The organism is Pseudomonas sp. SDO5532_S415 (assembly GCF_054071155.1).
In genome coordinates, this window is sequence record NZ_JBSVWS010000103.1 from 1 (window position 1) to 21,469 (window position 21,469).

General features: G+C 59.6%; 15 protein-coding genes. 2 read left to right on the forward strand and 13 right to left on the reverse strand.

Translation table 11 applies throughout. From position 1 onward, the window contains the following. Nucleotides 1-157: 157 nt before the first annotated feature. The 13 genes from ACW9HW_RS20215 to yaaA form a co-directional block, all read right to left on the reverse strand. Nucleotides 158-1,609 carry a mannose-1-phosphate guanylyltransferase/mannose-6-phosphate isomerase gene (locus tag ACW9HW_RS20215; RefSeq protein WP_095193018.1) on the reverse strand — a complete coding sequence of 484 codons (1,452 nt, stop codon included), beginning with the start codon at nt 1,607-1,609 and terminating at the stop codon, nt 158-160. A gap of 148 nt (nt 1,610-1,757) precedes the next feature. Continuing rightward, a complete protein-coding gene (locus ACW9HW_RS20220; protein ID WP_095193019.1) occupies nt 1,758-2,414 on the reverse strand; it encodes an alginate O-acetyltransferase AlgF in 657 nt (218 codons plus the stop codon). Between the two features lie 17 nt (nt 2,415-2,431). Beyond that, entirely contained in the window at nt 2,432-3,607 is a 1,176-nt protein-coding gene (locus ACW9HW_RS20225) for an alginate O-acetyltransferase (RefSeq protein ID WP_457401484.1), read from the reverse strand. A gap of 11 nt (nt 3,608-3,618) precedes the next feature. Continuing rightward, entirely contained in the window at nt 3,619-5,184 is a 1,566-nt protein-coding gene (locus ACW9HW_RS20230; RefSeq protein WP_095193021.1) for an MBOAT family O-acyltransferase, read from the reverse strand. 195 nt (nt 5,185-5,379) lie between these two features. Further along, nucleotides 5,380-6,492 carry a mannuronate-specific alginate lyase gene (locus tag ACW9HW_RS20235; RefSeq protein WP_095193022.1) on the reverse strand — a complete coding sequence of 371 codons (1,113 nt, stop codon included), beginning with the start codon at nt 6,490-6,492 and terminating at the stop codon, nt 5,380-5,382. 8 nt (nt 6,493-6,500) lie between these two features. After that, nucleotides 6,501-7,952 (reverse strand): alginate O-acetyltransferase, encoded by a 1,452-nt coding sequence (locus ACW9HW_RS20240; RefSeq protein WP_095193023.1) that lies wholly within the window; start codon nt 7,950-7,952, stop codon nt 6,501-6,503. A 10-nt stretch (nt 7,953-7,962) separates the two neighbouring features. Next, the gene (gene algG / locus ACW9HW_RS20245) at nt 7,963-9,552 is read right to left on the reverse strand and encodes a mannuronan 5-epimerase AlgG (protein ID WP_095193024.1); all 1,590 of its coding nucleotides are present in this window, start codon (nt 9,550-9,552) and stop codon (nt 7,963-7,965) included. Between the two features lie 26 nt (nt 9,553-9,578). Continuing rightward, the gene (locus ACW9HW_RS20250) at nt 9,579-11,069 is read right to left on the reverse strand and encodes an alginate export family protein (protein WP_457401487.1); all 1,491 of its coding nucleotides are present in this window, start codon (nt 11,067-11,069) and stop codon (nt 9,579-9,581) included. Beyond that, complete coding sequence (algK, locus tag ACW9HW_RS20255; protein WP_457401489.1) at nt 11,066-12,562, reverse strand: alginate biosynthesis TPR repeat lipoprotein AlgK; 1,497 nt, start codon at nt 12,560-12,562, stop codon at nt 11,066-11,068. Before algK ends, ACW9HW_RS20250 begins: the two co-directional genes overlap by 4 nt. 15 nt (nt 12,563-12,577) lie before the next feature. Beyond that, nucleotides 12,578-13,747 (reverse strand): alginate biosynthesis protein Alg44, encoded by a 1,170-nt coding sequence (locus ACW9HW_RS20260; protein WP_095193026.1) that lies wholly within the window; start codon nt 13,745-13,747, stop codon nt 12,578-12,580. A gap of 35 nt (nt 13,748-13,782) precedes the next feature. Continuing rightward, nucleotides 13,783-15,264, reverse strand: a complete 1,482-nt coding sequence (gene alg8, locus ACW9HW_RS20265; RefSeq protein ID WP_457401492.1) for a mannuronan synthase — start codon at nt 15,262-15,264, stop codon at nt 13,783-13,785. A gap of 123 nt (nt 15,265-15,387) precedes the next feature. Next, nucleotides 15,388-16,704 (reverse strand): nucleotide sugar dehydrogenase, encoded by a 1,317-nt coding sequence (locus tag ACW9HW_RS20270; protein ID WP_095193028.1) that lies wholly within the window; start codon nt 16,702-16,704, stop codon nt 15,388-15,390. Between the two features lie 809 nt (nt 16,705-17,513). Further along, nucleotides 17,514-18,293 (reverse strand): peroxide stress protein YaaA, encoded by a 780-nt coding sequence (yaaA, locus tag ACW9HW_RS20275; protein WP_095193029.1) that lies wholly within the window; start codon nt 18,291-18,293, stop codon nt 17,514-17,516. A 204-nt stretch (nt 18,294-18,497) separates the two neighbouring features. Between yaaA and ACW9HW_RS20280 the strand changes: the two genes are divergently transcribed. Then, complete coding sequence (locus ACW9HW_RS20280) at nt 18,498-19,622, forward strand: polysaccharide deacetylase family protein (protein ID WP_457401494.1); 1,125 nt, start codon at nt 18,498-18,500, stop codon at nt 19,620-19,622. A 334-nt stretch (nt 19,623-19,956) separates the two neighbouring features. After that, the gene (locus ACW9HW_RS20285; RefSeq protein WP_095193031.1) at nt 19,957-21,351 is read left to right on the forward strand and encodes a PhoH family protein; all 1,395 of its coding nucleotides are present in this window, start codon (nt 19,957-19,959) and stop codon (nt 21,349-21,351) included. The last annotated feature ends 118 nt before the right edge of the window (nt 21,352-21,469 follow it).

A 21,469-nucleotide genomic window follows, 5' to 3' on the forward strand; every position in this document is an offset into this window, starting at 1 on the left:
TTGATCTGTGGCGTTCACAAAACCACTGTGGGAGCGAGCCTGCTCGCGAAGGGGCCAGCCGAAGCAACACAAAACTCAGACAAAAAAAGCCCCCGACCACCCCACTGCGGATAGGGAACGCAGCGGGCTGGGCGGGGGCTTTTGTTTTGCTTGAGGCTTACTGCGCGATGGTCTTCACCGAAACCCCACGTTCGATTGGCGTCGTACGCCCGTAGATATCCTCGAACCGCTCGATATCGTCCTCACCCAGGTAGCTGCCCGATTGCACTTCGATGATCTCGAGTGGAATCTTGCCCGGGTTGCGCAAGCGGTGAACCGAAGCAATCGGAATGTAGGTCGACTGGTTTTCGGTCAGCAGGAACACGTTCTCGTCGCAGGTCACTTCGGCGGTGCCGCTGACGACGATCCAGTGCTCGGCACGGTGGTGGTGCATCTGCAGCGACAGGCACGCGCCCGGTTTGACCGAGATGTGCTTGACCTGGAAGCGCCCGCCCATGTCCACCGAGTCGTAGGAGCCCCACGGACGATAGACTTCGCAATGGTTCTGGGTTTCGCTGCGACCCTGTTCGTTGAGGGTGTTGACCATCTGTTTCACGCCTTGGACCTTATCCTTGTGCGCAATCATCATGGCGTCCTTGGTTTCGACGACGACGATGTTTTCCAGGCCGATCACCGATACCAGTTTGCCGTTGCCGTGGATCATGCAGTTGCGGCTGTCCTGGACCACCACATCGCCTTTGGTGACGTTGCCGTTGGCGTCTTTTTCATTCACTTCCCACAGCGAGGACCAGCAGCCGACGTCGCTCCAGCCCGCGGTCAGCGGCACCACGCAGGCGCGCCGGGTTTTTTCCATCACCGAATAGTCGATGGAGTTGTCCGGGCAGCAGGCGAAGGTGGCTTCGTCGATGCTGACGCTGTCGGCATCTTGCTGGCTGCGTTCCAGGGTCAGCAGGCAGGTGTCGTAGATGTCCGGATCGTGCTTTTTCAGTTCTTCGAGGAAGCGGCTGGCGCGGAACAGGAACATGCCGCTGTTCCAGAAGTAGCCGCCGGACTGGACGAACTCGGTGGCACGTTTCACGTCGGGTTTTTCGACGAAGTGCGAGACACGGCTGACGCCTTCAGGCAACAGCGAATCGTTGGTCGACTTGATGTAGCCGTAGCCGGTTTCCGGTTTGGTGGCCGGTACGCCGAACAACACCATTTCACCGTTTTCGGCTGCAACGGTGGCCAGGGCCAGGGCACGTTGCAGGGCTTTCTGGTCTTCCAGCACGTGGTCGGCCGGCAGTACCAGCATCAACTCGTCGCGACCTTCATTGACCAGCATCATCGCGGTCAGGGCCACCGCCGGCGCGGTGTTGCGGCCGAACGGTTCCATCAGGATGCGCTGGGTTTCCAGCTTGCGGGCGGTCAGTTGCTCGTTGACGATGAAACGGTGGTCCTTGTTGCAGACCACGATCGGGGTGTCCATGCCTTCGAAGACCAGGCGCTCCAGGGTTTGCTGGAACAGCGTGTGCTCGCCGGTCAGGGCCAGGAACTGCTTAGGGAACTGCTTACGGGAAAGCGGCCAAAGACGTGAGCCGCTACCACCGGAGAGGATGACTGGAATCATGGTGTTACTCCTTGAAAATCGTTTGGTTAGGCTTTTGTGGGAGCTAGCCTGCTGGCGATGGCATCACCTCGGTACATCAACAAAACCGAGTGGCCTGCATCGCCGGCAGGCCGGCTCCCACAGAGAACCGGGTCAGTTCGGAAAATTTTTAGCGCGTCGACACCGGGCGTTTCACCCAGACTGGCGACAGGCTGCTGCCGTTACCGGTGACGTACAGCACCGCCGCTTCACCGCGCTCCAGGGCGACCGGCTTCACGTCGCCGACTTTCTTGTCGCCATCGTATAGCGCCAGGCTGACTTTCACCGGGTTGATTTCACGTTCGCCACGGCCCTTGGCGGCCACGTTCGGCACTACGTCGGTCTTGCCATCGGCGGTCTTCAGGGTCAGTGCCTTGTCGCTGAGGTTCTGCACGCGGACCAGGGATTTCTGTTTGTTCTTGAACGGCGGCTCTTCGATCAGTTGCGGCGCGCCGCCGGCGTTGTTGACCAGGGTGTAATAGTGATCGCCGGCCAGTTTCACCGGCAGGGTCTGGCTACCGACCTTGGCGCTGTAGTCGCCGCCCGGCATGAAGCTGAAGTCAGTGCTGGACAGTGGCGCGACTTCGCTCAGGTTGGTGCTGCCGACGGTGGCGCTGACTTCAGCGTTGGCGGCGTTGTAGACACGCACGAAGGTCGAGCCTTTCGGGGCGGTCGGGCCGTACAGCGCGGAGTCGCCAGCGGCGAAGGCCTGCATCGAGAGCACACTCATACCAGCAACCAGTGCAAAGGTCTTGGCGAGACGACGAGGAGTAGTAGTGAAAGTCATGGTAGTACCTCTCTCTTTCAGTTTTGCGCCCGGTCGGGCGTCTCGGATTTAGTGTTTGCGGCTACGTTTTGTTGGCGGGCGCCGGCTTGTTTAAGCTCTGCGACCCACTGCGGGTCGGCGTCGCCGATTTCGTTGTTCACAGGCAGATAGCGTTCAGGAAACTCCCAGATCAGCACCTGTGGCGGGCTGTTCTTGAAAGCGTCGCTTTTGAGGTAGCTGAGCATCGGCAGTACCGGGCCGTGGCCGTCTTCGGCGTAACTGACCACGTCACTGCGCAGGGCTTGTTTCAGCGCGCCCACAAAATTCCAGTTGGGGTTGGCGCTGTAGCTGGTGCCGATCAGCGCGACCGGCACTTCGGTGTTGGCGAACAGCGCGTCGTCACCGGCCGGTTGGTCACCAGCGGCTATGGTGTTGCGCTTTTGCAGTGGCTCTTGCGCCGGCATCAGGTTTTCGAACAGCGGGTCCAGCGGCAGGAACAGACGCAGGTCGCCCTTGTGGGTAATGTTTTCCGCAGGTTCGGTGACGAAGTCTTGCGGGTCACCGCTCAAGGGGAACTTGTCGGCAATGGTCTTGGCCAGGCGATTGGCGGCGATCTCGGCACCTTCCGGGGTCCAGTGGGTGTCGGTGCGCAGGAACACTTGCTTGCCGTCGCGTTTGGCCGCTTGCAATGGACCCAGCAAATCAGGAGCAGGAATCCGGTCGGCGGCCAGGCGCTGGTGGAAATCCTTGTAGAGGTTGGCGTGGATACTGGCCGGTTTAACCTCGCCCAGGTGTTCCGGGTACAGGCGTACCTTGGCCGGCACCACTGCCATCACCAGTTGCACGCCTTGCTTTTTCAGGGTCTGGCGCACGCCTTCGACCAGCGCGTAATTGCCTTGCAGGTTCAGCTCTTCGTTGACGATCGGGTGGAACTCTTCATCGCTGTACAACCATTGGTCGCGACCGAGCACCACGCCCGGACGACCTTCGTTGAACAGTTTGAAGTCCAGCGCCGCCCAGAGGTTGGTGCCCAGGCGCTTGATCGGGAACTCGTCGTCGTAGTGCGTTTCCACGGCCTTGGTCCAGCGGCCGTTAAGCACCGTCGCATCGGCGTTGGTACTGAAGCCCAGGAAGCTGCGAACCGACCACAGGCCCAGGGCCAGCAGGGTCACCAGGAACAGGGCGATGTAGAAGATGCGTAATGAGCGGGTCATGGTCAGATCCCTCAGAACTGGAAGTAAAGGAACGGCGAGAAGCTTTGCGCCGAGAGTTTGAGAATCGAGGCGATGAACAGCAGCAGGACCAGGGCGCGCATCACGTAGCGCGACCAGTCAGCGGTCCAGTAGGCCGGTTGCACCTGGGCTTCGACGCCGACGGTGTAGCCAGGCTGGTGGATGCTGGCCGGGTTATCCCCAGGCACGGCCTTGATCGTTCCGGCTGTTGCGGCAGCCGGGCCATCCGCATCGACATTCACCGCAGGCTTGGTCTTCTCTGGCTGTTGATTGCTGTAGAAGTCGCGCAGGCCGAAGAACGCCAGGGTCACGTAGGCCACGATCAGCGTCGCCACTTGCAGGCCAGTGAGGCTGGCCTGGTTGAGTTCCGACAGCGACCAGTCGCCGAAGCTGAACATCGCGCCGTACATGCGACCGGCCACGTGCAGGTTTTCCGCACGGAAAATCACCCAGCCCATGACCACCAGCAGGAAGGTCAGCGCCCAGCGGATCGGGTTGAAGCTGCGCGGCGAAGTGTTCAGACCGATGGCTTTCTCAATGGCCAGCCACATGCCGTGCCACGCACCCCAGACGATGTAGGTGATGTTCGCACCGTGCCACAGGCCTCCGAGCAGCATGGTCAGGAACAGGTTGCGATAGGTCGTCAGCGTACCTTTGCGGTTGCCGCCCAGGGTGATGTACAGGTAGTCGCGCAGCCAGGTCGACAGGCTGATGTGCCAGCGCCGCCAGAACTCGGTGATCGACTGGCTGATGTACGGCTGCTTGAAGTTTTCCATGAAGCGGAAACCCATCATCAAGCCCAGGCCGATGGCCATGTCGCTGTAGCCGGAGAAGTCGAAGTACAGCTGCGCGGTGTACGCCAGTGCGCCAAGCCAGGCATCGCCCGTGGTCGGGTTTTGCAGGGCGAAGCAATGGTCGGCCACCACCGCGAGGGTGTCGGCGATGAAGACCTTCTTGATGAAACCCTGCATGAACCGTGTGCAGCCCTCGGAGAATTTGTCGAGGGTGTGGGTACGGTTGTTGAACTGATCGGCGAGGTCGCGAAAACGCAACACGGGGCCGGCGATCAGGTGCGGGAAGATCGCCACGAACGCCGCGAAATCGATCAGGTTGCGGGTCGCCGGGGTGTCACCACGGTAGACGTCGATGATGTAGCTGATGGACTCGAAGATGTAGAACGAGATCCCGATCGGCAACAGCACGTGGGTCAGGATGAACGGCTCCAGGCCCACCGAGGTCATCATGGCGTTGATGCTGTCGACACCGAAGTTGGCGTACTTGAAGTAGCCGAGGATGCACAGGTCGACGACCACGCCGAGCAGCAGCCAGCGCTGTGCCGGTTTGGTCCTGACCCCGGCGGCGCCGACTTTCAGGCCGATCCAGTAGTTCCACAGCGTGACGGCGGCGAACAGCGCCAGGAAGTCCACACGCCACCAGGCGTAGAACATGTAGCTGGCGATCAGCAGCAGCAAATTGCGATAGCGTTGCCCGCTCAGGTAGTACAAGCCGAGAAAGATCGGCAAGAACAAAAACAGGAACACGTTGGACGAAAAAACCATCCCGATCTCTCCTTGTTTGAATCAACAGTCAAGGGCCAACGGCCCCCCCAAACCCCCCACAGTAATCTGGAGGGCAAACATCACTTCACTGTGGGAGCGAGCCTGCTCGCGAAAGCGTTGTGCCAGTCGACATTTTTGGTGAATGACAGACCGCATTCGCGAGCAGGCTCGCTCCCACAAGGGATTGCATTTGTCTTACGAGCCTTTGCCTTTTTCGTTTGCCGGGTCGTAGACCTTGGTCAGGTCACCCCCGAGGCGGAAGGTCTTGAACGGTTGCATCTCGTGCTTCTTCTCCAGCACCTGCGGCGAGCAGGTGTAGAGCGTGCAGAACGGTTCGAGCCAGGCAAATTTGGAGTCGACCTTCAGGTCGGTCATGTCCTGTTCCTTGCCGTTCTTCTTCTCGAACGCGTCCGGGTCTTTCACCCCGGCCAGCACGCGATCACCCAGGCGCTTGAGGGCGCCGTTGTTTTCCTGGCGCAGATCCACACCGTTGACCTGGGCGAAACTGGCGATCATCGCCAGCGGTGGCAGGGCGTAGTTGTGGTAGGCGAGGGCGCGTTGCTGACGCTTGAGTTCGTTGGGCAAGAAGCCCTGGGCGTCGACCTGATTGACGCCGACCTTGTATTCCTTCACCGCCCAATCGAACAGGTCGCGGCGGTTAGTGGCGATGGACGTTGCCATCACCGACCAGGCAGCCCAGTACGAATGGTTGTTGGTTTTGTCCAGCGGCAGGTTGTCCCAGTCGCTGACCACCTGATCGGCCATCTTGCTGAACCAGGCTTCGATCAGTTGCGACTCCTGCTGATGGTTGGCCAGCGGATGGGAGTCGGAGAACTTCAGGCGAATGTACGACGACGCCATGCTGCCCAACGCCCATTTGCGCATGGACTTGCCGGTGTGGTTGAAGTCCTTGGACATCAACGCATCGGCCTTGGCCCAGGCGGTCAGCCAATTCAAGGTGCACTCCAGCTGTTCCGGACGACCGTCACGCATGAACTGCATCACGCGCTTGCTGGTGCCGCGCTCGATTTTGGTGATGTCGGCGGTGCTGTCGCGGAAGGCTTTTTCCGATTGCACGTTCAGTGTCGAACGGGCCTTGTCCGAGCCTTCGTACTTGCTGCGAAACTGCAGCGAACCGGTGTACGGCGTCGGCATGGCGTCACAGCCTTCGCTCTTGTCGCCGGTTTTGACTTTCTCGATCGGCGCGAAGTAGCCCTGAGGCGGACGCAATGGCGCGGCCGCTTGAGTCGCGCCGGCGAACATCGCCAGGCTCAAAAGCGTCAGTGTTGCAAGTTTCGGATTGCGCATAGCAGACCTCATTGCCCGGCTGAAGCGGTACGTTGCTCAGCGCCCGGGAATACGTTGCGTTTGCAGATTTTCGCTTCGACTTTCTGCGGCGCGGCACCTGCTTTTTCAGGTCCCTGGATTTCGACGGCCAGCAGATTCTGCGAGGCCCAGTCTTCGTCCGTGCGCAACTCGAAGGCGAAACGCCCGTCGGTGTCGGAGGTTTCCGGTTTGTCGATCTTGATGTCCTCGTGGCGCCCGTTCATGTACCAGAGGGTGGCTTGCAGGGTTTTCACCGAGGTATCGGCGAAGCGGATGTCGACCTGGTGACTGCTGTTACGCAGGTCGAGGTTTTTGCTGTTGACCATCAATTCGTTTTTGCCCGGTTTCAAGGTGGTGCTGCCGGACATCTGTGCGGCCTTGCCTTCGCAACCGTTGTCCAGCAGCGCCATCATCTGGCGGTAGATGGTTTCCTGGTCGAGGCGATAGAGCGGCGAGAATTCCCAGATGAGAATTTTCGGCGGGTTCTTCTGGAACTCGTCGCTGCCCAGGTATTGCAGCATCGAACCTTCCAGGCCGCCGCCGGGGAACGCCACGTTGAGAATGTCGGCGCCGATGGCCTCTTCGAGGAAACCGGCGAAGTTGTAGTTCTTGCCGCTGTGGCTGGTGCCGACCAGGGTGATTTCCGGATTGCCGGAATCGCCGAACAGATCGCCATCGCCCGCTTCGCCCTTGGGCTCGGTGGTGAATTGATCCATGTACTGGATCGCGTAGCTGGTGCCACAGAGTTGACCGGCCATGTTGTGCAATGTTCCGGTCTTGCCCATGCGACCCGACTTATGGGTCTCGAATTCGCGCTTGGGAATGTCGGCGAAGGCCGGGATCTGCTTGACCTTTTCGGCGACGACTTTTGCCGTGCGCTGGGCGCCATATGGAGTCCAGTGCTGGTCGCCGCGGAAGTAGAAGTCGTGGGCGGGCAGGGTCTCAGGCAGTTGTTCGTTGGTCAGCGGCGACAGGTCCGGCACTACATAACCCATCTGCGCGAAACGGCCGAGCATGGTCTTGTAGTTCTTCAGAGCCTTGTCGAAATCGAAGCTGGCCTTTTCGGCCGGGTTGAGCTTGTTGCGGTTCACCAGGCCACGGGTCGGCTGGTAGACGATCACCAGTTCCACGCCTTTGCTCTTGAACGCATCGTGCAATTGCTTCATGCGTTTGTAGCCGGCGGGGGTGGTGTCGAACTCGGTGCGCAAGTCCTCTTGCGTACGGAACAGCCAGTCACCCTGAGCCTGCACCAGCGTGGTGAAGTTCTGCTGGTAGCGGGTGGTGTAATTCTTCGGGTCGTGGGCGGCCGGGCACAGGCTGCAGCACGGTTCGGCCGAGAATTTCGGCGCCTGGGGTTCATCGGCACGCGCGCCGGTGCTGGCGGCGAGAATGCCGGCCGTCAGGGCCGACAGGCTGAGTAATTTGATCAAGTGTGGGTGCATAAAATTATCCTCAGTCCCGCATTTCGGTCTGGCGTTCGACAGGGTCGATCAGCACGGCTTTCTGCTGGCGCACCAGCAGGTCGAGAATTTCATCCTGGCGCTCGCCGAGAATTCCCGAGAAGCTGATGCCGCTGGATTTGGTCGGCGCGAGCATGGACACGCGATACAGCTCGACACTCAGTGGCGAGTCGATGGACAGCGGGCCGCTGCCGTTGGCCGCGAGTTCACCACCGACCACGATCAGCGACACCTGGGCGTCGAACGGATCGAGCTTGATGTCGCGGTCGGTATTGGTCAGGTCCTTGATGTGGCCGTAGACACCGGTCAGGCCGTTGGCCATGGCGACGTTTTCGTAGAGGCGAATGTTCACGCTGTTACGAATGCGGATACCGTGGCGACGGTTGCTGAGCACCTTGTTGCCCCACAACAGGTTGTCGGCACTCTCGTAGAGGGTGATGCCGTCGGTGTGGTTCTGGTAGATCTCGTTGTAGGCAATGATGTTGTTGACGCTGTTACGGTCGATCACGATGCCGGACAACTTGTTGTCGTAGCTGCGGTTGTTGAAAATGAAGCTGTCGTTGACCTCACGGGAAATAATGATCCCGTGCTTCTTCTTGGTACCAAACACCGTGTTGTCGGCGATGACCAGGCCATGGGAGCGGTCATGGGGGTCGATGCCGTAGACGATGTTGTCTTTGTAGGTGTTGCCCTTGACCACGAAGTCGCGGGTTTCGTAGCAGTAGAAGCCGTACCACATGTCCGAGAATTCGGAGCCGACGATCCAGCCGGTCGGTTCAGGACGCTTGAGCACCTTGGCCATGTTCGGCGTGTACTGGGAAATACTCACGCCGTAGGACTTACTGTTGGCGTAGCCGAAGCTGGCCATCTTGCTGTTGGCGATGTAGGTCTGGGTACCGCCCCAGGCCAGGAGGAACGGGCGGAATTCATTCGGCGAACGAAAGGTTGCAGGACCGTTGTCCTTCTCGCGCCAGCCGGTGATTTTGGTATCGCGCACAAACAACTGGCCATCGTTGACCAGGAACGAACCGGCCTCCTGGGACAGGCGCAGTTCCTGGGTCTGCTTGTCGATTTCCAGGATGCCTTTCTCACCTACTACAATCGGCAATTTGGCAAGGAACACCCCCGGCGAGGTTTCGCTGAAATACTGCTTGGGCAGTTTTTTCGCCAGGTCCTTGAGGTTCATGTAGCCGTCGTCGATGAAGATCGCCTGCGGGATGCCGTGCTGACGCACCACCCACTCGGCCATCTTGTTGTCGCCGCCGATGAAGTCCTTCAGGGCGTTCTCTTGCATCATCCGGCGCACACTGATTTTGCCGGCCTTGCTGCGCACGATTTTCGCGGCGACGGCCTCGGCGGTGTAGCCCGAGACGTCCGGCAGTTTTGGCTGGGCCAGCTCCAGCGGCGCTGTCGGTGCGCTGCTGACGGTGTAGGTCTTGGCCTGTTGCAGTTCTTTGGCCATGGTTGCCGGCTTGCCCTGTTGAGGGGCAGCCGGCTCCACATTGGCGAAGGCGCTCGCGCTGGCCAGCAGCATCGCGCCGGCCAACAGGCTGATCGAGCCTTTTCGGGCTTGATGATTCATCTGGGAGACTCCCTTCGCAATGTGCATCAGAAGCGCCAGATCACGTCGATGAACGCGCGGTGCATATACGAATCGACTTCCTTGCCGTAGGCATCGCCCGGCTTGAACACACCACCACGCAAACGCACCAGGGCGGAAGGCTCGTCGATCGACTGGCTCAACCCTGCCGGCAACAGGCCTTGCTTGAAGTACTTGGTGACCACCAGGTCCATTTCCTGACCCATGTCTTTTTCGCCATCGGCCAGCGGCAGCGAGGTGCTGGACAGCACGGCACCGGTGATGTCGTCGGTGTCGTTCTGCACGGCATCGATGCCGTTGCTGCCGACTGGCTTGTTGCCGTCGACACGCCAGAATTTGTGGTAGATCAGGCTGGCGTCGTATTCGTCGTTGAGCATCCACGAACCGAACAAGGTCGCGGTTTGCAAGTTGTTCATTTCGCCGCGGAAGGCCTCGCCGAAACGGTGTACCCGCGAGCGTGTACCGGTGAAGTTCGAGCGGTTGCTTTCCAGGCCGTTCTGTTCGTAATCGGCGCTGGCACGGGCGTACGCCGCACCGACTTGCCATTGCGGATCGAGGCGCAGGCGCACGCCCAGGTCAGTGGCCCAGCCGTCGACATCACCGCTGCGCTTGGCTTGTGCGGGCGCGGTGCCATCGGCGTTCAGCGGGTTGACCGTGTCGCGGTCGCCGCTCATGCCGGTGATGCTGCCCCAGTAGTTGACGGTATTGGTGTTGCGCCAGTTGTAGGCATCGCTGTCGGCGGTAAGGCCGAGCCAGCTGATGTCGCCGTTCTGTTTCTTGTCCAGCGAGTCGCCGGGTTCACCCGGCGTCGGGTAATCTAGCTTGCCGTCATCGTGGGTGTGATGACCGCGAATGCCGACCCAGTTGCCTGGCATCCACTGATACGCGGTATCGGCGTAGACGTGCAGGCGATCCTTGTCTTTCGGCGCCAGTTCTTTGAGGTCGGTGCGGTACTCGCTGAAGCGTTCGGCGATACCGGCGTTGGCCCGCAGCAGGGTGGTGTCGAAGGTCCAGTTCAAGGCTTCGATGTTGGTATCGCGCCATTGGCCGTCGTCGTTGCGCAGGCGCTGGCGACCGAACTTCAGGATCTCGCCGGGGTAGGGCGTGAAGCCGCTGTAGCCGACCCAGAACTCGCGCATCGCCAGGTAGTTTTTCTTGGTCTTGCGATCACCGTTGTCGGTGGTCTGGGTACCGTCGTTATCGGACTCCTGCAGCGTGTCGGTCTCGATGATGTCGGTGGACGTCACGGCCTGCCCCATGGCGTAGGCACTCCACGCGCCGCTCTCGCCATAGACCCACGGACGCAGGTCGAGACCCAGGCCATTGACGTCGCCACCGCTCTGGGTGCCCAGGTCACGGTCGTCTTCGGACTGGCCGGTGATTTTCACGTCCAGGCCGTAGTTCTTGGTTTCTTCAGTCATCGCCGCCAGTGTCGGGCACGACCAGATAAGCGCGAACGTCAGGCCGATGCCGGCCTTCATGAATGGATTCAATTTCATAGGGATTCCTCGCCGTCTTCTTGCAGGGCCTGCAGTTGCGGAGTGTTCTGGCTCAAGGCACCACGGGTCGCCTGTTCCTGTTTCAACAGACGCTGGGCCTCGGCCAGCTGCGCAGGCGGCAGTTGGGCTTCGAGTGTTTGCGCAAGCTCGGTGGCTTGCGGCGTGTTCTGGGCTTTGGCGAGCTGGCTGAACACGTACGCGTTGAGCGGGTCAGGCTTGGTGCCTTTGCCTTGGGAAAACAGTTGGGCGATGGCGAAGTCGGCGCTGTTCTGGCCGTTGCGCGCAGCGGTCAGCAGATGGTCGAGGGCCTTCTGCGGATAGACCTTGCCCAGGTAGCCACGGCGATAGATCTGTCCGAGGTAGTAATCGGCGGCAACTTCGCGGCCGACGGCTTTCTGGAAATGCTCTTCGGCGACCTTGGCGTCCGCCGGGACCATCTTGCCTTCGTAGTACAGCTTGCCCAGCAGCAGTTCCGCGCGCGGCTGGTCGGCGGCGCGGCCGTTGTCCAGGTACTTCATCATCTGGTCGACGTCGCCCAGTTCGGGGAAGTCGTAGATCAGCTGTGCGAGGGTGACCCACGACGCCGGGTAGCCCGGGGCGATGGGTTCGAGCAGCGACTGCGCGGTTTTTTCGTCGGTCTGTCCCAGGGTCGAATCGGCCAGTACGCGGGCGACGCTGTCGACTCGCTGAGCCGAGACGGTGCCGCGAGCGTGCGCTGCCTGCATCTGCTTGATCAGCTCGGCCTGTTGTTCCGGCTGGGCCTTTTTCTGATAGACCGTGGCCAGTTCGACATAGCAGATGTCGGTGGTGTTGAGCGCGGCCTTGCAGACCTTTTCCACGTCATCCAGATGCTGGTCGTAGGTGCCCTGGGTGCGGTACAGCAGCACTTGCGCCAGACCCGCTTCCGCCTTGCCTTCGGCGCGCCATTGGCTGATCTGCTGTTGCGCGTTGACGTTGGGGAAGCTGTGCGGGTATTGCAGGTACAGCATCGCCAACGGGATCAGGGTGTTGCCTTCGCCGGCGGCGGAGGCTTTTTTCAACAGGCCTTCGGCTTCCTGGTGTTCGGCTTCAGTGGCGCCCGGCTTGGCCACCAGCAGACGACCGAGACGCGCCTGGGCACGAGGAGAAACACTCGCCGCTGCACGGTAGGTGGCTTCGGCTTGTTTCATCTGCGCCGGGTCGCGGCTGTCGACCTGAAGGTCGGCCAGACCAACCTGGGCTTCGCTGTAGCCCAGGTCCGCCAGTTGCTGATAGTTCGCCGCGGCGGTGGCGGTGTCACCACGCTTGAGGGCTTCGTTGGCCAGGCGCTGATCGGGCAAGCCGGCGCAACCGGCGAGGCTGACTGCCAATGCCACTGCACACAGAGACCCCATGTGGGAGCGAGCCTGCTCGCGAAGCAGGCGGCGCGGTGCATCAGACAAACCGAGTTGACCGCTTCGCGAGCAGGCTCGCTCCCACAGGGTCGGCGGTGTATTGAGGGTAGGAATACTCACAGGCATGTCCTCCGGTTACAGACCAGCTGCCATGGCTTTTTCGATCAGCCAGTTCAGGTTCGGGCCGCGGTCGCTGTTCACTTCCACCGGGCGACCGGCGAGGGTGCTGTCCAGTGCTTCGTCCGGCTGGATCAGCACGCGGATGTCAGACGACAGGTCGGCGCTTTTCAGGCTGGTGCTGCTGACGATCTTGCCGGTGCGGGTCTTGTCTTCACCGGCGATCTGGAAGCGCACGGCGGTGCCTGGCAGCACGTCGCCAAACTGGCGGTAGGAGAAGCGGGCTTCGACATTGGCTTCGGTGTTGCGCGGCACCAGTTGGAAGATCACATCGCCCTTGCTGGCGTATTGGCCGTCGGCAACCATTTGCTGCGACACGGTGCAATCGCATGGCGAAGTCAGGGTGCCGGTCATTTGCTTGCCGAACAGTTCTTCAACCTTGGCCGGTGCCAGTTGATCGTCTTCCAGATGGCCCTTGAGCACGTCGAGCATGCTGGTGCTGAAGGTCGCCAGCGGCGCGCCTTTGGCAGCCACGCCGTCGGCTTTCACCAGGCTTTGTACGGTGCCGTCGCGGGGCATGGTGATGTTCACGCCTGGCACGCTGACCAGGCCGGCCTGGGCGTGGCTCACGAAGTACATGCCGTACACCGACTTGAAAATGAACCCGAATGCGGCCAGGCCGACGACGAAAATCCCCAGGCTGAAGGTCACGGCTTTCAGGCGCCCGAATGGGGTCATGCCATGGCCGCCGTCCTTGTTCTTGCGCGCCTTGGTGAAGTTGTCGCGCTGCAGGGTCGCCAGCACTTCGCCGATGCTGACGATGTCGCCGGCCAGGTGAGAGGTGATCAAGTGACGCAGGGTCGAGATGTCCTGCGGTTCCAGGTTCTGGAACTGGCAGCCGGCACGACCGGTCTGGCGATCGTAGGAGCGCACCAGCAGCTCCACGTCCATGGCCAGGCCAAGGTTGTCGATGACGAATTGCAGGCGAGCCTTGTACTTATCGCCGATATTCAGCGGCAGTTGCCCGGCGTTGAAGGCCAGGCCACCGGCGGAAAGGTCGATCACTCGCGCTTCGACCGGTGTCCGGTCGGGGCCGAAGAAACGCAGCTTGGCCGGGATTTTCACGCGGGCGTGCTGGCGCTGGGCTTCGGATTCATGCACTACGTTGGCGTTGACGGCGGTATTCATAAGGGCGGTTTCCTAGTTAATTCAGGCGAGTTCGGTCAGACCATCATCAACAGCACGGCGACGAAAATGCTGCCGGCGGAGAAGGTCATGGTCCGAGACGACCAGGTGTTGAACCAACGTTGAAAGCTGGCGAGATCACGGGATAGAGACGTGGGTTGGCGAGTCCAGGACTGTTGGTCGAGGCGGAAGAACACGTAGATCTTCACCAGCGCGCCGACGATCTGGTTGTAATAGAGAATCGCCGGGTAGGCCGGGCCGATCCGGTGGCCGGAGCACGACAGCAACAGGGTCAGGATCAGGCGGGTAATGCCGATCCACAGCAGGTACACCAGGATGAACGCGGTGCCGTACTTGAAGGTGGCGATCAACGCCACGGTCAGGCCCAGCAGGGAGGTCCACATCGACACGCGTTGATCGAACAGCACCACCGAGGTGAACGCACCGAGGCGCTTGAACCCCAGGCCCAGGGCACGGGAGTTCTGCCGCAGGTTGTTGCCGTACCAGCGGAACATCAGCTTGCGACTGGCCTTGATGAAGCTCTTTTCCGGTGGATGCTCGACAGTGTTGATCGCTGCATCGGGCACGTAGAAGGTGTCATAGCCCAGACGCATCAGGCTGAACCAGCTCGACTTGTCGTCGCCGGTGAGGAACTTGAAACGACCCAGGCGCCAGTGTTGCAGCGAGTCGCTTTCCACGTCGGCGATGAATTCCGGGTTGGTGACCACGGTGGCACGGAACACCGACATCCGCCCGGTCATGGTCAGCACGCGCTTGGACAGGGCCATCGAGCACATGTTGATGTGACGCTGGGCGAAACGCAGCTTGTGCCATTCGCTCATGATGTAGCCGCCGCGCACTTCGCAGAATTCGTTGGTGGTCAGGCCACCGACGTTGCCGAACAGTTGGAACCAGGGCACGGTCTTGCGCACAACGCCTTCGCCGAGCACGGTGTCGCCATCGATCACCGCCACCACGGCGCGGTCATCCGGCAGGTGACGGGAGATGGCACGGAAACCGAAGGCCAGGCCATCGCGTTTGCCGGTACCGGGAATGCGCACGAAGTCGAGCTTCACGTGGGCCGGTGGGTTCATCCGGCTCCACAGGCTTTTCACCAGCAGCTCATCGGACATTTCCACGATGGAGCAGACCACGGTGGTCGGCAGGCCGCACTCCATGGCTTCGCGGATCACCGAGCTGTAGACCTGCGCGGTGGTCAGCGCATCGATACGGAAACTGGTGACCATCAGAAACACGTGGGACGGGTCCGCCGCCTTGCCCAGCTTGCGCACTTTGCGCCGCAGGTGCGGGTAGACCACGTACAGAAACAGCATGCCGCGCAGAAAGTGCGTGGCACCCATCGAGTAACGCCAGATACCGACGATACCGATCAGGAAAATGAAGTCCTTCGACTCGGAGTCGAACGTGGACACAGGCAACGCCATGGCGATGCCCATCAGTAAACTTAAATAAAACAGCCAACCGGCGGCCTGAAGTAGGCCGTGCTTTAGCCTGTGCATAATCGGAATCCTGAAGTCAGTTGCCTGAAGGCAGCTGCTAGCTTCAAGCCGCAAGCTGCAAGTGAAGAGCGGTTTACTTGCAGCTTGCAGCTTGAAGCTTGAAGCTTGAAGCTTGTTGCTGCTTTACCAGCAGATCCCTTCAGCGCGGCCAGCCGTGCTGGTGGCCTTGGACATGAAGCCAACCAGGTCGATCACCTGCTTGCCGTGTGGAACGTCCTTGACCAGTGCACGGAATTTCTCGTCACGGTTGCCGAGGATGATCACGTCGGAGTTGTTGATCACGTCGTCGAAGTCAGCGTTGAGCAAGGACGAGACGTGGGGGATCTTCGACTCGATGTAGTCCTTGTTCGCACCGTGGACACGGGCGTATTCGACGTTGCTGTCGTAGATTTTCAGGTCGAAACCCTTGCCGATCAGCATTTCCGCCAGATCAACCAGCGGGCTTTCGCGCAGGTCATCGGTGCCGGCCTTGAAGCTCAGGCCCAGCAGGGCGACTTTGCGTTTCTCGTGGCTGGAGACGATGTCGAAGGCGTTCTGCACCTGGGATTCGTTGCTGCGCATCAGCGAGTTGAGCAGCGGCGCTTCCACGTCCAGGGAACCGGCGCGATAGGTCAGGGCACGCACGTCTTTTGGCAGGCAGGAACCGCCGAAGGCGAAGCCTGGGCGCATGTAGTACTGGGACAGGTTCAGGGTTTTGTCCTGGCAGACCACGTCCATCACTTCACGACCGTCGACGCCGACCGCCTTGGCGATGTTGCCGATCTCGTTGGCGAAGGTCACCTTGGTGGCGTGCCACACGTTGCAGGTGTACTTGATCATCTCGGCGACAGCGATGTCCTTGCGGATGATCGGTGCGTCAAGCTCTTCGTACAGCGATTGCAGGACATCGCCCGATGCCTTGTCGAATTCGCCGATGACCGTCATGGGTGGCTGGTCGTAGTCGGCGATGGCCGTACTTTCGCGCAGGAACTCAGGGTTTACGGCAACGCCGAAATCGACACCGGCCTTCTTGCCGGAGCAGTCTTCGAGAATCGGGATGACAACGTTTGCGACAGTGCCCGGCAGAACGGTACTGCGCACCACGATGGTGTGGCGGGTGGATTTGTCACGCAGGACAAAACCGATCTCGCGGCACACGGCTTCGATGTAGTTCAGTTCCAGGTCGCCGTTCTTTTTGCTCGGCGTGCCGACACAGATCATCGACAGATCGGTGTCGCGAATCGCCTCGGCGAAGTTGGTGGTACCGCGCAGGCGGCCCGTCTGAATACCTTGCGCCAGAAGTTCGCCCAGGCCCGGTTCAACGATGGGCGATTTACCTGCGTTGATCATATCGATCTTGTCTTTGGCAACATCAACGCCAACGACGTCATGGCCCCGTGCAGACAGGCAACCGGCACATACAGCGCCAACGTAACCCAAACCAAATATGCTGATGCGCATCGCAAATTACCTCTGTGTTTATCAAGCCATTAGATGGCCGGAGTTAATGGTGTTCAGCGGTGATAGTGCACTCGCAAGTGCGCCTGGCAGGCGCAGCAATACCTTGTGCTGGCATTAAAGTTCCGAGTGTCTAAATAAGTGCACTCAAGGTGTGCGCAACTTGGGCTTGTTGTTGTGACTTGCCCTGTTATGCAGCCGATCCTCTGTTCCGAAGATATTCGTGCAATGTTCCTGCGCGCCCGATTTCAGGCCGTAAGCCCGTGGATCAAGCGGTTGAGTGCTCGGGTGAGCACGTTATAGGGGCGCTGCCTTGGCCCTGTAGGGGATAGTTCTCATCGGTTATCTCCTGTCCTTACTATGTTGCCCAAATCAGGGATTAGTCCGCGAAAGTTGATGTGACAACTTTGCTACTTGGATCTCTGTTCTGCGTAAGTCATCTCCTACAAGATCTGTGAGAATCGTTACCGGTGGTATGAGCGGTGCATTCGATTGAAGTTCCGGCCCGCCCATCGCGATTTCTGAAATTTCTTGAAATATTGAAAAAGATGGCACTGCTCTCATATTGATAGCACTTGCCGTTTCGCCCTTTATATATAGGCGGATTATTGAAAGGGATAGTTTTTTGCCACTACCGATAAAAATTTTCAGTGCCACTACTGAAAAAAAAGATCGAAGTCGAATGAAACTAAAGTTAAAAAATCGAATGATGTATTTTTGGCGCCATAAAAATGGCGATGTGGGCGGGAAAAGTGGCGTCAATCAATGGTCGGCGCAGGCGGGATTTGCATGCCATGCGCCGACCGGGTGGATCACTCGGGGGCGTGATCGCGCAGGAACACCAGATTGTCCGGTTTAGACTGCTCGGCGCTGTAGCGATAGCCCTGGACGTCGAACTGTTTCAGGGCAGCAGGATCGTTGATGCGCTCCTCGATGACGAAGCGACTCATCATGCCCCGGGCTTTTTTCGCGTAGAAGCTGATGATCTTGTACTGACCGTTCTTCAGGTCCTTGAACTCGGTATTGATGATGCGTGCGTTCAGGGCATTGCGCTTGACCGCCGAGAAGTACTCATTGGAGGCCAGGTTCAGCAGCACGTCATCGCCCTGATCGGCCAGGGCTTCGTTCAGCCATTCGCTGATGCGCGAGCCCCAGAACGCATACAGGTCCTTGCCCCGCGCGTTGGCCAGTTTGGTGCCCATTTCCAGGCGGTAGGGTTGCATCAGGTCCAGCGGACGCAGCAGGCCGTAGAGGCCCGAGAGCATGCGCAAGTGTTGCTGGGCGTAATCGAAGTCGGCTTCGCTGAAGGTTTGCGCGTTCAGCCCGGTGTACACGTCACCCTTGAATGCCAGCAAGGCCTGTTTGGCATTTTCCGGAGTGAATGCCGGGGTCCAGCTACCGAAGCGCGCGGCATTGAGGCCGCCGATCTTGTCGGAGACGTGCATCAACTCACTGATCTGTGCCGGCGTCAGGTCACGCAATTGCAGGATCAGCTCCTGGGAATGGTCGAGGTACTGCGGCTGGGTAAAGCGCTGGGTCGCCGGCGGTGTTTCGTAATCGAGGGTCTTGGCGGGTGAAATCACCATCAGCATGAAGTCGTCTCCTTTAATCGTGGGGGCGATTCTAGGGGGTTGTCCGTGTTGACTCCAGCTATAGGGGTAATAGGTGATCGGTGGCTATCCACAATTCCCCTGTGGGAGCGAGCCTGCTCGCTCCCACAGGACTTTGGTGCGGCTGCGGTAATAAGGGTTGGATCGGCTATAGTGCCGCGCGGGTTTTGTTATGGAGACATCCCATTGCGTATCGTTCTTTTATTCTCTGTGTGGCTTCTGAGCTTTGGCGCCATGGCGGCGCCGGGCGACGTGGCGACGCTTGATCGCGGCACCTGGCCGGAAAAGCTCAACAACCCGACGCTGTTCGACGTGGCATCACGCGCCGAAATCCTCATGTTCGCCCGGGTGCTGCTGGCCAGCGAATCCCTGGATGAGCGCGCGCTGGCTCAGCGCCTGGGCCTGCGCACAGTCAATATGGAATCGGTCAACCGCGTTCGCCAGCGCATGTGGCAACGCTTGCTGGCCAACTTCGAATTCGCCCAACAGAGTTGCGATCAGGATGCGTCCTTCTGTTTTCTGGTAGAGGACATGCCCACCTTGCGTGAGCAGGCCGGAAAATTCCAGATCAGCGAGGATAGCTACTACATCAAGTGGGCCGAACCGGGCCGGCTGTTTCATGCCCAGTACCTGGACGAGCAGTTGCGCAAGGCTGCGCTGTTTCCGCAAGCCAGCAGCGAAGTCGATCATTTTGGCGACTACGAACGCAATGGTGACGCCATGCATGACCGGCTGTTTCTGCTGACCTTCGACAGCGCCGCCAATGCCGTCCCTGACAACACGGCCTGGATCACCGAGTACCTGCGCAAGGCGAACATGAGCGGCACCTTCTTCGTCCTTGGCAAGGACATCCAGGCGCGACTGGCGCAAGGTCCGGTCGCCAGTCTGCAATCGACCTATTCAAGTCAGTGCATCGGCGTGCAAGGCTGGGAGTTCCGCTCGCACAGTCACTGGCAGGACTGGCAGGATTCGGTACGGCGCAGCGTCGATCTGGTCAAAAGCAAATTACCGGAAAACTACGTGCCGTTGTTCCGTCCGCCCGATGGCCAGCGACGGTCGGATGCCGAAGCCTTTTTCAAGTCCCAGGGCTTACAGGTGGCGCTGTGGGACATCGATGCCCAGGACGGTGCCGGCAAGCTCAAGGCCAGCCAGAGCGCGCAGCGGGTATTGACCCTGATGCTGCTGTGGCGTCATGGCGTGATCAATTTCAATGTGAAGCAGGAGGGGGTTAAAACGGCGCTGCCCTGGCTGATGACGCAAACATCACAGAGCGGAATCGGTTGGGAGGATTGTCAGAACGGTTTTCGATGAAAGTGCCGAAAGCCCATGAACATTGGGCGAAGAGCGATTTTTGGAGGGTTTTTGCTGCAGGTTGATCTCCGACTGTAAACGGGTGATGGCAGTCCGCCAAGGGCTTTTCGTCACTCTGCAAAATAAACTTCAAAAAAGCGTCAAAGTACTTTTTTCTGTCACACGTTTTGGAGTATTAGGAAGACAGACCGCCGAAACCTGCAACACAGGTGGCGTCTTCCAAGACCCGTTTGTTTGCAGTCACTTAAGTCTCCGTAGGTGAGATCGGCGGCCACTTCGAGGCGCAGCACCGCCAAGGTATTGCGTCCACTGGCTCTGACAAAGGTGACCGAGTATGGATGATCACGGACGTAGCTCTTCTTCCAACCAGCCAATCCTTTATGTACTCGATACCAACGTATTGATTCACGATCCAAACGCGCTGCTCAACTTCGAAGAACACCACGTCGCCATTCCGATGACCGTGCTGGAAGAGCTCGACAAGCTCAAGGGCGGGCATCACAGCGTTGCCGCCGAATGTCGTCAAGCCATTCGCCTGATCGACAAGACCCTGGGCGATGCCTCTCCCGAGGACGTTGAGCAGGGCGTGCCGATCCAGCGCGGCAAGAGTGGGCCGAAAGGTTTGCTGTCAATTTTGATGAGCAAGCAGGCTGAGCCTCACCTCGTTCTGCCCGAACATCTGAACGACAACAAAATCATCAATCAGTTGATCGACCTGCACACCCGCGATCCGAAGAAGCCAGTCGTGCTGGTCACCAAAGACATCAATATGCGCCTCAAGGCCCGCGCTTGTGGGATCGCGGCCGAGGACTACAGCACCGACCAACTGGTCGACGACGTATCGCTGCTGCCCAATGGCTACCACGAGATGAAGGGCTCGTTCTGGGACCTCGTGAGCAAGGTCGAGACCCGTCAGGGTCATGGTCGCACCTGGCATCAGGTGAAGTTGATAGACAACTTGCCGGCGGTGCACATCAACGAGTTCATCATCGACGAACAGGGCTTCGTCGGCTGGATCAAAGAGATCGAGAACGACCAGCTGCTGATCCTCGACCTGCACCAGGAACCGCTGCTGCATCAGGAAGCCTGGGGTCTGAAGCCGCGTGACATCTATCAGAGCCTGGCGTTGTTTGCCTTGCTCGATCCGGACATCCACCTGGTCAACCTCTCCGGTGCCGCCGGTTCCGGTAAAACCATCCTGGCCCTGGCGGCGGCCATTGAACAAACCATGGTCAGCAAACGCTACCGGCGGATCATCGCTACCCGCAGCGTGCAGGGTCTGGATCAGGAAATCGGCTTCCTGCCTGGCACTGAAGCGGAAAAAATGGAGCCTTGGCTGGGCGCCATCACCGACAACCTCGAAGCCTTGCACATGGATGACGAAAGCACCCATGGCAGCGTCGACTACATCCTCAGCAAAGTGCCGTTGCAGTTCAAATCCCTCAACTACATCCGGGGCCGCAGCTTCCAGCAGAGCCTGATCCTGATCGATGAATGCCAGAACCTGACACCGCACCAGATGAAAACCATCATCACCCGTGCCGGTGCCGGCTCCAAAGTGGTGTGCCTGGGCAACCTGGCACAGATCGACACTCCCTACCTGTCCGCAACCAGCTCGGGACTTACGTACCTGACCGAACGCTTCAAGGATTTCCCCAACGGCGTGCACATCACCCTGCAAGGGGTGCCACGGTCGATTCTGGCCGAATACGCCGAATCGCATCTGTAAACCTTCACCCAAACCGGGCGGCCTCACAACCGCCCGGTTTTTTCATGCCTGACCCTTAACCCCCTGTGGGAGCGAGCCTGCTCGCGAATGCGGTATGCCAGTAACGGTGATATTGGCT

Bases quoted from the DNA above. Each gene is read 5' to 3' on its own strand.
- ACW9HW_RS20215 (WP_095193018.1), bottom strand. From the start codon at position 1,609: ATGATTCCAGTCATCCTCTCCGGTGGTAGCGGCTCACGTCTTTGGCCG.
- ACW9HW_RS20220 (WP_095193019.1), bottom strand. From the start codon at position 2,414: ATGACTTTCACTACTACTCCTCGTCGTCTCGCCAAGACCTTTGCACTG.
- ACW9HW_RS20225 (WP_457401484.1), bottom strand. From the start codon at position 3,607: ATGACCCGCTCATTACGCATCTTCTACATCGCCCTGTTCCTGGTGACC.
- ACW9HW_RS20230 (WP_095193021.1), bottom strand. From the start codon at position 5,184: ATGGTTTTTTCGTCCAACGTGTTCCTGTTTTTGTTCTTGCCGATCTTT.
- ACW9HW_RS20235 (WP_095193022.1), bottom strand. From the start codon at position 6,492: ATGCGCAATCCGAAACTTGCAACACTGACGCTTTTGAGCCTGGCGATG.
- ACW9HW_RS20240 (WP_095193023.1), bottom strand. From the start codon at position 7,952: ATGCACCCACACTTGATCAAATTACTCAGCCTGTCGGCCCTGACGGCC.
- algG (WP_095193024.1), bottom strand. From the start codon at position 9,552: ATGAATCATCAAGCCCGAAAAGGCTCGATCAGCCTGTTGGCCGGCGCG.
- ACW9HW_RS20250 (WP_457401487.1), bottom strand. From the start codon at position 11,069: ATGAAATTGAATCCATTCATGAAGGCCGGCATCGGCCTGACGTTCGCG.
- ACW9HW_RS20260 (WP_095193026.1), bottom strand. From the start codon at position 13,747: ATGAATACCGCCGTCAACGCCAACGTAGTGCATGAATCCGAAGCCCAG.
- alg8 (WP_457401492.1), bottom strand. From the start codon at position 15,264: ATGCACAGGCTAAAGCACGGCCTACTTCAGGCCGCCGGTTGGCTGTTT.
- ACW9HW_RS20270 (WP_095193028.1), bottom strand. From the start codon at position 16,704: ATGCGCATCAGCATATTTGGTTTGGGTTACGTTGGCGCTGTATGTGCC.
- yaaA (WP_095193029.1), bottom strand. From the start codon at position 18,293: ATGCTGATGGTGATTTCACCCGCCAAGACCCTCGATTACGAAACACCG.
- ACW9HW_RS20285 (WP_095193031.1), top strand. From the start codon at position 19,957: ATGGATGATCACGGACGTAGCTCTTCTTCCAACCAGCCAATCCTTTAT.